Annotated in this window: 14 protein-coding genes and 1 tRNA gene; all 15 read left to right on the top strand. The window is 55.4% G+C overall.

The genetic code is table 11. From position 1 onward, the window contains the following. The first annotated feature begins 54 nt into the window (after nucleotides 1-54). Nucleotides 55-795 (top strand): YebC/PmpR family DNA-binding transcriptional regulator, encoded by a 741-nt coding sequence (locus IMCC3135_RS27310; RefSeq protein ID WP_088920474.1) that lies wholly within the window; start codon nucleotides 55-57, stop codon nucleotides 793-795. Between the two features lie 64 nt (nucleotides 796-859). Then, the gene (ruvC, locus tag IMCC3135_RS27305) at nucleotides 860-1,375 is read left to right on the top strand and encodes a crossover junction endodeoxyribonuclease RuvC (RefSeq protein WP_088920473.1); all 516 of its coding nucleotides are present in this window, start codon (nucleotides 860-862) and stop codon (nucleotides 1,373-1,375) included. After that, nucleotides 1,372-1,974, top strand: a complete 603-nt coding sequence (gene ruvA / locus IMCC3135_RS27300) for a Holliday junction branch migration protein RuvA (protein WP_088920472.1) — start codon at nucleotides 1,372-1,374, stop codon at nucleotides 1,972-1,974. Before ruvC ends, ruvA begins: the two co-directional genes overlap by 4 nt. A 115-nt stretch (nucleotides 1,975-2,089) precedes the next feature. Next, on the top strand, nucleotides 2,090-3,103 hold the full coding sequence (gene ruvB, locus IMCC3135_RS27295) for a Holliday junction branch migration DNA helicase RuvB (RefSeq protein WP_088920471.1): 1,014 nt from the start codon (nucleotides 2,090-2,092) through the stop codon (nucleotides 3,101-3,103). A gap of 111 nt (nucleotides 3,104-3,214) precedes the next feature. Next, entirely contained in the window at nucleotides 3,215-3,619 is a 405-nt protein-coding gene (gene ybgC / locus IMCC3135_RS27290) for a tol-pal system-associated acyl-CoA thioesterase (RefSeq protein WP_088920470.1), read from the top strand. Then, entirely contained in the window at nucleotides 3,609-4,307 is a 699-nt protein-coding gene (tolQ, locus tag IMCC3135_RS27285) for a protein TolQ (protein ID WP_088920469.1), read from the top strand. Before ybgC ends, tolQ begins: the two co-directional genes overlap by 11 nt. After that, entirely contained in the window at nucleotides 4,307-4,753 is a 447-nt protein-coding gene (gene tolR / locus IMCC3135_RS27280; protein WP_088920468.1) for a protein TolR, read from the top strand. The genes tolQ and tolR overlap by 1 nt, the downstream gene beginning before the upstream one ends. A 12-nt stretch (nucleotides 4,754-4,765) precedes the next feature. Beyond that, nucleotides 4,766-4,930 (top strand): hypothetical protein, encoded by a 165-nt coding sequence (locus IMCC3135_RS34325; RefSeq protein ID WP_157736303.1) that lies wholly within the window; start codon nucleotides 4,766-4,768, stop codon nucleotides 4,928-4,930. Between the two features lie 5 nt (nucleotides 4,931-4,935). Beyond that, complete coding sequence (tolA, locus tag IMCC3135_RS27275; RefSeq protein WP_088920467.1) at nucleotides 4,936-6,666, top strand: cell envelope integrity protein TolA; 1,731 nt, start codon at nucleotides 4,936-4,938, stop codon at nucleotides 6,664-6,666. A gap of 125 nt (nucleotides 6,667-6,791) precedes the next feature. Continuing rightward, on the top strand, nucleotides 6,792-8,261 hold the full coding sequence (gene tolB / locus IMCC3135_RS27270) for a Tol-Pal system beta propeller repeat protein TolB (RefSeq protein WP_236994673.1): 1,470 nt from the start codon (nucleotides 6,792-6,794) through the stop codon (nucleotides 8,259-8,261). 25 nt (nucleotides 8,262-8,286) lie between these two features. Beyond that, nucleotides 8,287-8,820, top strand: coding sequence for a peptidoglycan-associated lipoprotein Pal (gene pal / locus IMCC3135_RS27265; RefSeq protein WP_088920466.1), 534 nt, complete (start codon nucleotides 8,287-8,289; stop codon nucleotides 8,818-8,820). Between the two features lie 76 nt (nucleotides 8,821-8,896). Further along, entirely contained in the window at nucleotides 8,897-9,874 is a 978-nt protein-coding gene (gene ybgF, locus IMCC3135_RS27260; protein WP_169727533.1) for a tol-pal system protein YbgF, read from the top strand. Between the two features lie 96 nt (nucleotides 9,875-9,970). After that, nucleotides 9,971-10,046: transfer RNA gene (locus tag IMCC3135_RS27255), tRNA-Lys, on the top strand. A gap of 228 nt (nucleotides 10,047-10,274) precedes the next feature. After that, a complete protein-coding gene (menC, locus tag IMCC3135_RS27250; RefSeq protein WP_088920464.1) occupies nucleotides 10,275-11,426 on the top strand; it encodes an o-succinylbenzoate synthase in 1,152 nt (383 codons plus the stop codon). A 2-nt stretch (nucleotides 11,427-11,428) separates the two neighbouring features. Continuing rightward, nucleotides 11,429-12,163 carry a GNAT family N-acetyltransferase gene (locus IMCC3135_RS27245; RefSeq protein ID WP_088920463.1) on the top strand — a complete coding sequence of 245 codons (735 nt, stop codon included), beginning with the start codon at nucleotides 11,429-11,431 and terminating at the stop codon, nucleotides 12,161-12,163. Nucleotides 12,164-12,196 lie beyond the last annotated feature (33 nt).

The following is a 12,196-nucleotide window of genomic DNA, read 5'->3' as shown; positions in this document are numbered from 1 at the left end:
CCGGGCAGCAAATGCGCGACAATACATCAACTTCTGACAAGCAAGAGGCAGTAAATGGCCGGACATAGTAAATGGGCCAATATCCAGCATCGCAAGGGCAAGCAAGACGCCAAGCGTGGCAAATTGTTCACCAAATTCATCCGCGAAATCAATATCGCAGCGAGGATGGGTGGTTCTGACTTGACGTCCAATCCGCGCCTGCGTCTGGCAGTGGATAAGGCCTTGAGCGGCAACATGACCAAGGACACCATCGAACGCGCGATCAAGAAAGGCGCGGGCGAGCTGGATGATGTGGCTTACGAGGAAAATCGCTACGAAGGATATGGCGTGAACGGTGTGGCCATCATGGTCGATACCATGACGGACAACCGTAACCGTACGGTCTCGGAGGTGAAACACGCTTTCACCAAGTATGGCGGCAACATGGGCGCTCAGGGTTCAGTCTCCTACCTGTTCGAAAAGCAAGGTGTGCTGAATTATGGGGAAGGCGTTGACGAAGATGCCATCATGGAAGCCGCTCTGGAAGCGGGAGCTGATGATGTGATCACCAATGATGATGGTTCCATTGATGTACTGACAACAGAAGATAACTTCATGGACGTCAAGGAGGCTTTGATCGCCGCCGACTTGTCGCCGGAGCATTCCGAAGTCACCATGCGGGCCTCGGTCGATGTGGAACTGGACGTTGAGCAGGGCGAAAAATTGCTGAAACTGATCGATGTGCTCGAAGATCTCGATGATGTGCAGTCAGTCTTTACCAACGCGGATATTCCTGGCGAATCCTACGGCGAATAAAATTAATGGCACTGACACAAGCTCACTCGTGACAGCCTCGCGTCCCAACGGACTTATCCGCGTCATGGGCATTGATCCGGGCTCGGTCATTACCGGTTACGGTATTATCGAGTCCGACGGGGCGCGCAGCTTTCACCTGACGCACGGCCATATCCGTGTCAAAGGCGACTCGTTTCCCGAACGCCTGGGCCATATTCACGCAGCGCTGGGCGATATCATCAATGAGTGGCAGCCGCAGGAAGTGGCCATTGAACAGGTTTTCCTGAGCAATAATCCGATGTCTGCGCTGAAGTTGGGGCAGGCGCGTGGTGCGGCTATCACCGCGGCGATATCGCGTCAGTTAACGGTGGCAGAATACGCCCCGCGACTGGTCAAGAAAGTGGTAACAGGCTCAGGCGCTGCCGACAAGAAACAAGTACAGATCATGGTCAGAGCCTTGTTGCAGATCATCCCTGAGGTACAGGTTGATGCGGCCGATGGTCTGGCTATTGCCATTTGTCATGCCCATTCGCGCAAGGCGCCGGGAGGCACCGTTTTGCCACAAAGAAAGCGTACGCGCGGAAGAGGCTTGAGATTATGATTGGTCGGTTGACAGGGGTTCTGCTTGAGAAGAACCCACCTTCACTGCTCATTGATGTGCAGGGTGTGGGCTACGAAGTAGATGCGCCCATGTCTACCTTCTATGCCTTGCCGCCACTGGGCGATACCACCGCTTTGTTCACGCACCTGGTGGTGCGCGAAGATGCACAATTGCTGTACGGGTTTGGCACACGCACAGAGCGGGTTCTTTTCCGCGCCCTGTTGAAAGTCAACGGTGTGGGTGCCAAGGTCGCCCTGGCGATTCTGTCAGGTCTGAGTACCGATGAGTTTCTGAGTTGCATCGCGACCAAGGACATCAACGCGCTTACTCGTGTGCCGGGTATCGGCAAGAAGACGGCCGAGCGCCTGCTGATCGAATTGCAGGACAAGGTGGAGACACTGGGGCTGGGCATGGGTAGTCTGCCAAGCGGTAGCTTGCCGCTGGATGATGAACCCAGTGCGCGGGAGCAGGCGGAAGAGGCGCTGGTATCGCTGGGCTACAAGCCAGCTGAGGCTACACGTCTGCTCGACAAGCACGCTGAGGCAGGCCAGAGTGTCGAACAGATGATACGTGCAGCATTGCGAGGCGCTGCCCGATAGGTGACAGTGCTGGATAGTGATCGTATCCGCAACACGGATCAGGCTATTCCCGGACAGTCTGCCAGCCACGTTTGAAGATCCGTAAAGAGCGATAACTACAGGAACTCATGACACCATGTCCGACCCCGAACGACTGCTAGCGGCCGATGTGCGAAAGGAGGATGCACAGGAACGGGCCATGCGCCCCAAGATGCTGGCCGATTACCATGGGCAGCGAGCTGTCACAGAACAGATGGAGTTGTTCATCGCGGCTGCAAAGATGCGCAGCGAGGCTCTGGATCATGTGCTGGTGTTTGGCCCGCCAGGGCTAGGCAAGACCACGCTGGCCAATATCATTGCAAACGAGCTGGATGTGCGCATTCTGCATACCTCCGGCCCGGTATTGGAGCGTCCTGGTGATCTGGCCGCCATATTGACCAATCTGGAAGCCAATGATGTGCTGTTCATCGATGAGATTCATCGTATGAGCGCGCTGGTGGAAGAGGTGCTCTATCCCGCGATGGAGGACTACCAGATCGATATCATGACCGGGGAGGGCGTCAGCGCCCGCTCTTTCAAGATCGATCTGCCACCTTTTACGCTGGTCGGAGCGACCACGCGCGCCGGTTTGCTGACCTCACCGTTGCGCGATCGCTTCGGAATTGTTCAACGACTGGAATTCTATGAAGTGGACGATCTGGCTGGAATCGTTGCCCGTTCGGCCCGATTGCTGGAGGTGCCCATCGATGAGCGTGGTTGCATCGAGATTGCCCGTCGAGCGCGAGGTACTCCCCGTATAGCCAATCGCCTGCTGCGTCGGGTGCGTGACTTCGTGGATATCCGTGCAGAGGGTAAAATCAACGCCGATACCGCTGATCAAGCTCTCAACCTGCTGAATGTGGACACACTGGGCCTGGACAATATGGACAGGCGCATGCTCAATGCCATTATTCACAAGTTTGCCGGCGGCCCGGTAGGTATCGACAACCTGGGGGCCGCTTTATCGGAGGAGACCGGTACGCTTGAGGAGGTGGTGGAGCCGTATCTGATCCAGCAAGGCCTGCTGATGCGAACGCCACGTGGGCGAGTTGTAACCCCGCATGCCTACAAGCATTTCGGGTTGCAAATACCTGCTGACGGTGCGGGCTGAGCGTTAGAACTAACACTTGATGGTGCCTCGTATTAGCAAATATGCCGTGATTTCATGGCTGTATGCGCCTTAGTGCCTGTATTTTCTAGAATTTGTCTGTAATACTTCCGCATGTCTCAATTTTCCATCCCGATACGGGTTTATATCGAAGACACTGATGCCGGCGGTATCGTGTTTTATGCCAACTACCTCCGTTTTATGGAGCGCGCCCGTACTGAATGGCTCAGAGCGGGTGGGATAGAGCTGGATCAGTTGCAGGCCGAACAACGGAGGGTGTTCGTCGTGCGATCGGTGAATATCGACTACCTGTCGCCCGCACGTTTCAATGACCAACTGACGGTAACCTCCAAATTGTTAACTTTGAAGTCCGCTAGTGCCATTCTGGAACAGTCAGTTCTGCGAGGCGATACCCTTCTAACCAAATCTACCGTCGTACTGGTGTATGTCGATATCGACGAAATGACACCCTGTGCGATTCCAACCGAGATTCGAGAGGCTATCAACCGTGAATTCTGACATGTCCATCATGCACCTGATCCTGGGTGCAAGCCCGATCGTGCAGGTAGTGTTGGTGATCCTGGCGATGGCATCCATCTTCTCCTGGGCACTGATTCTGGGCAAATCACGCCAACTGCGCCGGGCTCAGCGTATGGCTGAAGATTTCGAGCAGGATTTCTGGGGCTCCTCTGATATTTCCGGTACCTATTCCAAGCTGACGATGCGTCGCGGCACGCTGGATGGGCTTGAGCGTATTTTCGAGGCCGGTTTTTCCGAGTTCGGACGTTTGCGTCGCAAGACCAGCAATGATGAAATCATCATGGATGGTTCAGGTCGGGCCATGCGCATCGCCGTCTCGCGTGAAGCCGAACTCATCGAAAATCATCTGCCTTTTCTGGCAACCGTGGGTTCCATCAGTCCCTATATTGGTCTTTTTGGTACGGTTTGGGGCATCATGAATTCCTTCACTGCTCTGGGCAATGTGCAGCAGGCAACATTGGCGATGGTCGCTCCCGGCATTGCCGAGGCGCTGATTGCAACGGCCGTTGGCTTGTTCGCAGCGATTCCAGCGGTCATTTTCTATAACCGCTTTGCCACCGATGTTGATCGGCTGCTGAATCGTTACGAGAACTTTGCCGAAGAATTCTCCACGGTCTTGCAACGTCAGGCCATCCGCCGGGTTGGCGGTGATACGGAAACCAGCTGATGCGAGCCATTCGGCCCATTCGCGCCAATCGACGGCCACGACGTATGGTGGCCGAGATCAATGTCGTGCCCTATATAGACGTCATGCTGGTATTGCTGGTGATCTTCATGATTACAGCGCCGCTGTTGCAGACCGGTGTCGAAATCGATCTGCCCGATGCTGCTGCAACACCTATTGCGGATGCCGGTGAGGCACAGGAGCCACTGATTCTGTCGGTGGATAGTTCCGGTGAGTGGTATTTGAATGTGGGTGAGGAAACGGACAAGCCGTTGACTCGTGAAGAGGTGCAACGATTGGCCAGTGCCGTGTTGCGGCTCAACCCTGAAAGACGGGTATTGGTGGCGGGAGACGCCAGCATAAACTATGGTCAGATCATGCAAGCGATGGTAACCCTGCAATTATCAGGTGCGCCAGAGATTGGTTTGATGTCCGACCCGGAGCGATAATTACAATTCGACATGACTATGCGGCCCTCACATCTGACGAATATCCTCAATGGCACTGGTGCACAGGCATCATCGCGCCAGGCAGGGTGTTCGGGTGCGAATGCACACGTCGCTGGCATGTCTGAGGCTACTGCCCGGTTCGGGCAACGGCCATCACGTCTGATCAGCTCGGTCTAGGCATCGTGTTCGCACTCATTCGAAAATATCCGTTCGCTATCCTGCTCTCCGTGCTCTTGCACGTATCGCTGGTGGTTGCCATGGTGTTCCAATTCAACAAGCAGCCTGCGAGCAGCGGTGTGGAGCTGGGTGCAGAGGCACCGATTCAGGCTGTGGCGGTGAGTGAGGCCGACATTCAGGCTGAGGTCGAACGCTTACAACAGCTGGATGAACAACGAGCGCAGGATGCGATAGCCGAACAGCAGGCCCTGGAGTCCACAGTGGCGGCGCTGGAGCAGGCTCGTTCTGCGGCAGAAGCTCGGTTGAAGGAGGCTGAAGAGCTGACTGAGCAACAACGCAGCGCATCGGAAGATCAAAAGCAGCGCATTGTGGATCTGCAGCAACAGGCCACCGAGCTGGAGCAGCAACGCGAGCTACAGCGCGAACGTGCAGCAACCGAACAGGCCGAGCTTGAAACGTTACGACAACAGGAAGCAAGCCTGACCGAGCGACAGGTTCTGGAGCGAGAGATAACGCTGGAACGTTTGCGCCAGGAACGTCTGCGTGAAGAGGAGCGTATCAGTGCCGCTCAGCGCCAGTTGGAGCAGGAAACCAGGCGAATCGATGAAGCCCGATTGAAAACCGATGAAGAGCGTGATCGGCTTTCACAGGTGCAGCGCGAAGCCGAGGAGCGCACGCGGCAATTGCAGGAAGAGGCTCGTATCGCGGCGGCACAAAAAACAGAAGCAGCTGAAGAAAAGGTACGTCTCGAAGAAGAGGCGAAGCTGGCAGAGCAGCAAAAGGCCCGACTGGAAGAAGAAGCAAGACTGGCTGAGCAAGAGCGCCAGGAAGCGCTGCAGGCAAGCCGTGATGCGCAGCTTGAGCGCGAGCGCGTTGAGCAGGAGCGTGTCGACGCACTGGAAGAAGAAAAGCGTGCCGCTGCCGAGCAGGAGCAAAAAGAGGCTGCCGCTGAAAAGGCGCGAATCGAGGAAGAACTGGCTGCCGCCAAGCTGGAAGAGGAACGTCTGGCAGAAGAGGCTGCACAAGCGGTGCGAATCGCCGAGCAGAAACTGCAGGAAGAAGAGGCACAGCAGCAGAAGGCTGTCGAAGAGGCTGAGACTGCTCGGGTTGCTGAGGAAGCACGGCAGGCTGAAGAGGCTGAGACTGCTCGGGTTGCTGAAGAAGCACGGCAGGCTGAAGAGGCCGAGACTGCCCGGGTTGCTGAAGAAGCACGTAAGGCTGAAGAAGCTGAAACCGCCCGGATTGCCGAAGAGGCGCGCAAGGCCGAAGAGGCCAAGGCTGCGGAAGCGGCGCGCAAAAAGGAACAAGAACGAGTGGCTGCGGCAGAGAAAGCCGCGGCTGCGAAAGCTGCGGCACTTGCCGCTGAAGAGGCCCGTCAGGCCGAAGAGGCAGCCCGACTGGCGGAGGCTGCCACGGCTGAGAATGCAAAGCAGGCACGACAAGAGCGACAGGAACTTTTGCGTTTGCGCGACCTCTATCTTAATTCAATCCGGCAACAAGTCGGACGTAGTTGGCGCAAGCCTCCCGGCACCAGTGGCAAGGTGGATTGCACCGTCAGCGTGACGCAGTCGGTGACTGGTGATGTGCTCAACGTTAAAGTTGAGACTTGTGAAGGAGGGAGTGCCGCTTTGCGTAAATCTGTTGAAAACGCGGTACTTGCGTCCTCACCTTTGCCTAGAGCCCCCGACTCCAAGCTGTTTGATCGGAGTTTGAAATTCTATTTTCGGCCGGATTGATTGCTTTGTAACGCAGTTTGACGATCCGCTGGCGGTGGAATACCTTTTGGGGTTAATTACCGATTGGTCTAAGCTTGACTCTATTAAACTGAGCGATAGTTTAGGATCCCACTGACTTGCAAACCTTGGACACTAAAGATTTGTATTACAAAGCGCGTATGAGCGAATTTCTGTCGATGATCCGAACTCTGGCTCTCAAGCCAGCCTCGGGCGTCTTGCTGCGTCCGGTTGCGGGCCTCGCAAGCAGGCTCTGTCGAAAGGTTTGTGGGGTCAAGAGGCTGAGTGCCGCTCGGCCTCTGGCGTCAGGTGCCCTGGCGGCCCTGTTGCTGTCCAGTGTCCTGGTAGCGCCAGCACAGGCCGTTATTGAAATCGAAATCACCCAGGGCGGTGAAAACGCCATCCCCATTGCCATCGTGCCATTCGGCTGGTCCGGCACGGGTGAAGTTCCCGAGGATGTGGCCGCCATTGTCGATGCAGATCTGCATCGAAGTGGCAATTTTGCGCCTCTGAATCGAGATGATCTGGTCGCCAAGCCGGTTAGCGGTGATGTACCGCGATATGCCAACTGGCGCCTGTCAGGTGCAGATTTCCTGCTTATCGGTGGTATTCGACCTGCGGGTGACGGCTATGTCGTTGAATTTCAGCTCTATGATGTTCTGCAGCAGTCACTGATGACCGGCTTCAATTTTCAGGTGACAGACCAGACGCTGCGCAGTGCGGCACACCAGATTTCAGACGAAGTCTACGAAGAAATTCTGGGCATACCCGGCGCATTCAACACCCAGATCTCGTTTGTTTCTGTCTCTGGTAGCGTTGGCGATGGAGATCGCAGGTATCTGTTGCAACTGGCCGACGCTGATGGAGAGAACCCACAAACCATGCTGGACTCGCCTCGACCGATTCTTTCGCCTGCCTGGGCACCCGATGGTATTCGCATCGCCTACGTATCCTTCGAGAATCGCACCCAGTCTGCCATCTATATTCAGGATCGTGAAAAGGGCAGTCGGATCAAAATGCCTCCGCGTACCGGCATCAATGGCGCCCCCAGCTGGTCGCCTGATGGTGAACGGCTTGCGGTAACGCTGTCTTTTGAAGGCAATGCCGATATCTACGTACTGCAAATCGACTCAGGCGAGTTTCGTCGTGTAACCGATAGTGATGCGATTGACACTGAAGCGGTCTGGCGCGACGATGAAACATTGATATTTACCTCCGATCGAAGTGGTGGACCGCAACTGTACGAAGTCTCTGCCCGCGGCGGTCGAGCCAATCGCATCACGTTTGAAGGTAAGTACAACGCCAGCGCCACCGTATCGCCTGATGGCTCGTCGGTGGCATTCGTGCATGGCGCTGGAGCTGGTTTCCAGATCGGACTGCTGGATCGTGCCTCAGGTCTGTTTCAGACTCTGACACAGGGGACACTGGATGAGTCGCCGAGCTTTTCGCCCAACGGGCAGATGATCATCTACGCTACCGAGAAAAATGGCAGAGGCACACTGGGTGCCGTGTCACTTGATGGCAGTGTTGTGCAAAGCCTGTCGCTGAATGATGGTGGTTCAGTGCGAGAGCCTGCCTGGTCCCCCTATTCCAAGTAATCAGAGATAACCGAGAGTCTTATCCATGTCCAGAACTCAACTCATTTTCACTGTTCTCGCCGCCTTGTCGCTGAGTGCCTGCGGTTCCACCCCTGCGCGCGATAATTCGGCGCTACTGGACGCCAGTACCAGAGAAGCCATTGTGCAACCGGTCACCATTGATGGCTTGCAGGATGGATCAGAAATCGATCCCAACTCCATAGCCGGCAAGGCGCCGCTGGAGCGCGTCATCTATTTTGACTACGATACGTCAGAGCTGCGGCCTGAGTTTCTCGATATCGTGGCGCAGCACGGTCGCTTTCTGGCACAGAACCCTGAAGGGCGCATACGTCTGGAAGGTCATACCGATGAGCGCGGTTCCCGTGAATACAATATTGCACTGGGTGAAGATCGAGCCAAGACGGTTGCCCGCATGCTGCAGTTGCAAGGTGTGAGTTCTGCCCAGACACGTACGGTGTCCTATGGTGAAGAGTTGCCGGTGGATGACAGCCACAACAGTGATGCCTGGGCCAAGAATCGACGCGTCAATGTCATTTACGAAGTGTCCATTCCGAATTAAGAGTGTTTCGTCTTGCCGGCCAGATGCCCGGCAAGTTTTGCTGATGTCGAGATCAAGTTGCAGGACTGCCACGCTGATGAATCACAAGAATATTTCCAGTTTCCAACCATTACAACAGCTGCAGTTGCGTGCCGCTCGCCCGGCATCCCGCCGTCTCTGTACGAAGGCGCTGGCACTGGCTTGCACCTGTCTGCTGCTGGCTGCAAAGCCGGTACTGGCTCAGGAGAAGCCAACGCTTGACAAGCTGGATAGCAGGCTGGCACGGATCGAGAGGGTCATGGATCAATCGCTGCTGGATCAGTTGCAACGCATCGATGGTCTGCAGAAGGAGATACGCGGTCTGCGTGGCGAGATAGAAAACCTGAACTACGATATCCAGACCCTGACCAAACGCAACTCCGACCTGTATGCCGATACCGATCGACGCATTACTGATCTGGAAGAGGCTCAGGACTCACTGGGATTGCTGGGTGGAGAAGGCGGGCTGGCAGGTAGTGGCTTGCTGGACGAGACGGCAGGTGGGCTTGATGAAACCGCTGCCACTAGTGCCGAGGTGCCCGCTGGCGTATTTGTATCAGAAGAAGGTGTGAGCATTCCGTACTCGAATGACGCTGATTTTGGCGACGGACCACGCCCCCCCGGCGGTAAACTGCGCGATACGGCAACCCAGGCTGAAAAAGCAGGTTACACCCGAGCCTATGACTTGCTGGCCCGTGGCCAGAATGATAGTGCAGTGGCCTCGTTTGACGATTTTCTGAAAAAGTTTCCGGATGGCCCTTACTCGGACAATGCCTGGTACTGGCAGGGTGAAGCCATGTACGCCCAGCGCAGCTTCGAAGAGGCGCTGCGAAATTTCGGAGTCGTCGTCAATTCTTTCTCCAACAGCACCAAAGTACCTGACGCACGTCTCAAAATCGGCTTCGCTCTGTACGAACAAGGCGAGTATGAACAGGCTCGAAGCATCCTTACGGGTGTGCAGGATGACTATCCCGGGCGCTCTGCAGCAGTATTAGCGAGAAAGCGTCTACAAAAAATGGATAGAGAAGGACTTTAGTACCCCACAAGCTATATTTATGCGTTATAATTTGCGCTCGGCAAGTCGAGCAGCAATGACATGTCGACACGGTCACCCGGCCGTTAGTGGTATTCGGGGGCGTTAGCTCAGTTGGTAGAGCATCTGACTTTTAATCAGGTGGTCGCTGGTTCGAACCCAGCACGCCCCACCATTACCCTACGTCAGCAATCTGGCTGACCTCCCTCAAAAATATCCAGCTCCTGTATCTTCTACGCTATTACTCGTGGCGGATTGTTTGTGTGCGTGTCATAGCGAATCAAAAGCTGCAGTATTGTCGAGCCTTCAGATAACTCAGTTTCCTTTTCCAGAACCTGGCTTCTGTGAAAAATGAGCTGTAGCCTGATGCCCTTGAGGTTTATGTTGAACAATTCATACGCTGATGTCTGAACACAATGCTTTACCGCACTCGCCGCATGAAATGAGTGGTGGGATACGGATCGAGTCTGCCGAGCTTCGCATCATCAGCTTGCCGTTGATCACGCCGTTTGTCATATCCACCGGCACCATGATCGGCAAGACCATTCCTCTTCTGATCTTGAAGAGCGGGGGGCTGGATGGTATTGCGGAAGGTGTCATGGATCCCTTTCCGGATTATCTGGAGGAGACGATTGCCGGGGCCATGGCTTTCCTGCGAGAGGTGCTTTTGCCTGAAATAGTGGGCAAGCGATTCCGTTCACCTTATGAGTTGCAAGCCGTGCTGTCTCCCTGGCGTGGCAATCGTATGGCCAAGGCCATGGTGGAGATGGCCGTTTGGGATTTGTGGGCGAAAAGCCTGAATGTACCTTTACAGACCGTTCTTGGTGGTGTGGGAGATCATGTGGATGTCGGTGTCAGTCTGGGCATAGCCTCCATCGAGACGACTCTGGAGCGGATTGATGAGTCGCTGGCTCAAGGCTACAAGCGCACCAAGCTCAAGATACGGCAAGGTCACGATGTCAAACTGGTGGAAGCGGTGCGCAAGCAGCATCCCGATATCAAATTGACGGTGGATGCCAATACAGGTTATGGTCTGTCAGATCTGTCGATCATGCAGGCTCTGGACGATTTTGCACTCGACTATATCGAGCAGCCACTGGCCTTTGATGATATTCACGATCATGCCAAGGTCCAGGCCTTGCTGCGAACTTCCATCTGTCTGGACGAAAGCATTCGCACCGCGGTGGATGCCCGTCAGGCATTGGTCGCAGGTGCAGCCCGGGTTATCAATATCAAGGTGGGCAGGGTGGGGGGCTTCATGGAGGCACGTGCCATTCATGATGTCTGTGCCGCCTTCGATGCGCCTGTCTGGTGTGGTGGCATGCTGGAGGCTGGCATTGGTCGGGCGCACAATATTCACCTGGCAACGCTCAAGAATTTCACCAAGCCCGGCGACACTTCCAGTGCCAGTCGCTATTTTCTGCACGATATCGTCAACGAGCCGCTGGAGGCGATCGATGGGCAGATGGCAGTACCTGCGAATGGTGCAGGTATCGGTGTGACATTGAATTACGACTATCTCGAGACGGTGACACAGCACCGGGAAACAGTGTGACTATGGGTTCTGCCAGTGCTGACATGATCATTCGCGAGCTGCGCTCCGTTGCTGAGCTCAAGCAGGCTGAACACTTTCAGAGATTGGTGTGGGGCGAGGATGATCCGGCCGACAACTCCGATATCATGCTTGCCATACAGCATGAGGGTGGTCTGGTTGCCGGTGCCTTTCAGGGGGAGCGTCTGTCAGGATTCCTGTTTGCATTCCCCAGTGCGACGCCCGCGACACAACATTCTCACCGACTGGCAGTACATCCCGAGTGTCGGGGGATGGGGCTGGGTGCACAGTTGAAGTGGTATCAGCGCAGCTGGTGTCTGGAGCGCAAGATCACCCGGGTTCGCTGGACTTATGATCCACTATTGAGTGTGAATGCCACACTCAACATCACACACCTGGGGGCAACGGCTGGCATTTACCATGAGAACTATTATGGCGAGATGCTGGGTATCAATGCCAGTGTTCCCTCGGACAGGCTTGTTGCTGAATGGCAGCTCGACGATCCGGCGGTCGCAGAGCGTGTGCGAACCGGCAGTGCCATGCCTGCCGGGCATTCAGAGGCGCTCAGGTATATCACCATCCCTGCCAATTTTGGCGAGCTGATCAAGACAGATCTGGAGCAGGCGATTTCCGAACGTCTCCGTGTTCGTTCGGAAATGCAAAAGCTTTTTGCAAAGGGTTATCGACTGGTCGAATTTGATCGGCAAACTCATCGATATCACCTGCTCAAGTCTGTATAGAAAGCGCAAGCCTGGGAAGGGTAGGGGCGTGGT

Origin of the sequence: Granulosicoccus antarcticus IMCC3135, from assembly GCF_002215215.1 — a bacterium.
Taxonomy (GTDB): Bacteria; Pseudomonadota; Gammaproteobacteria; order Granulosicoccales; family Granulosicoccaceae; genus Granulosicoccus; species Granulosicoccus antarcticus.
This window is presented reverse-complemented; position numbering and strand designations above follow the sequence as displayed.

Bases quoted from the DNA above. Each gene is read 5' to 3' on its own strand.
- ybgC (WP_088920470.1), top strand. From the start codon at position 3,215: ATGTCTCAATTTTCCATCCCGATACGGGTTTATATCGAAGACACTGAT.
- menC (WP_088920464.1), top strand. From the start codon at position 10,275: ATGTCTGAACACAATGCTTTACCGCACTCGCCGCATGAAATGAGTGGT.
- ruvC (WP_088920473.1), top strand. From the start codon at position 860: ATGGGCATTGATCCGGGCTCGGTCATTACCGGTTACGGTATTATCGAG.
- tolR (WP_088920468.1), top strand. From the start codon at position 4,307: ATGCGAGCCATTCGGCCCATTCGCGCCAATCGACGGCCACGACGTATG.
- ruvA (WP_088920472.1), top strand. From the start codon at position 1,372: ATGATTGGTCGGTTGACAGGGGTTCTGCTTGAGAAGAACCCACCTTCA.
- IMCC3135_RS27245 (WP_088920463.1), top strand. From the start codon at position 11,429: ATGGGTTCTGCCAGTGCTGACATGATCATTCGCGAGCTGCGCTCCGTT.
- pal (WP_088920466.1), top strand. From the start codon at position 8,287: ATGTCCAGAACTCAACTCATTTTCACTGTTCTCGCCGCCTTGTCGCTG.
- ybgF (WP_169727533.1), top strand. From the start codon at position 8,897: ATGAATCACAAGAATATTTCCAGTTTCCAACCATTACAACAGCTGCAG.
- IMCC3135_RS27310 (WP_088920474.1), top strand. From the start codon at position 55: ATGGCCGGACATAGTAAATGGGCCAATATCCAGCATCGCAAGGGCAAG.
- ruvB (WP_088920471.1), top strand. From the start codon at position 2,090: ATGTCCGACCCCGAACGACTGCTAGCGGCCGATGTGCGAAAGGAGGAT.
- IMCC3135_RS34325 (WP_157736303.1), top strand. From the start codon at position 4,766: ATGACTATGCGGCCCTCACATCTGACGAATATCCTCAATGGCACTGGT.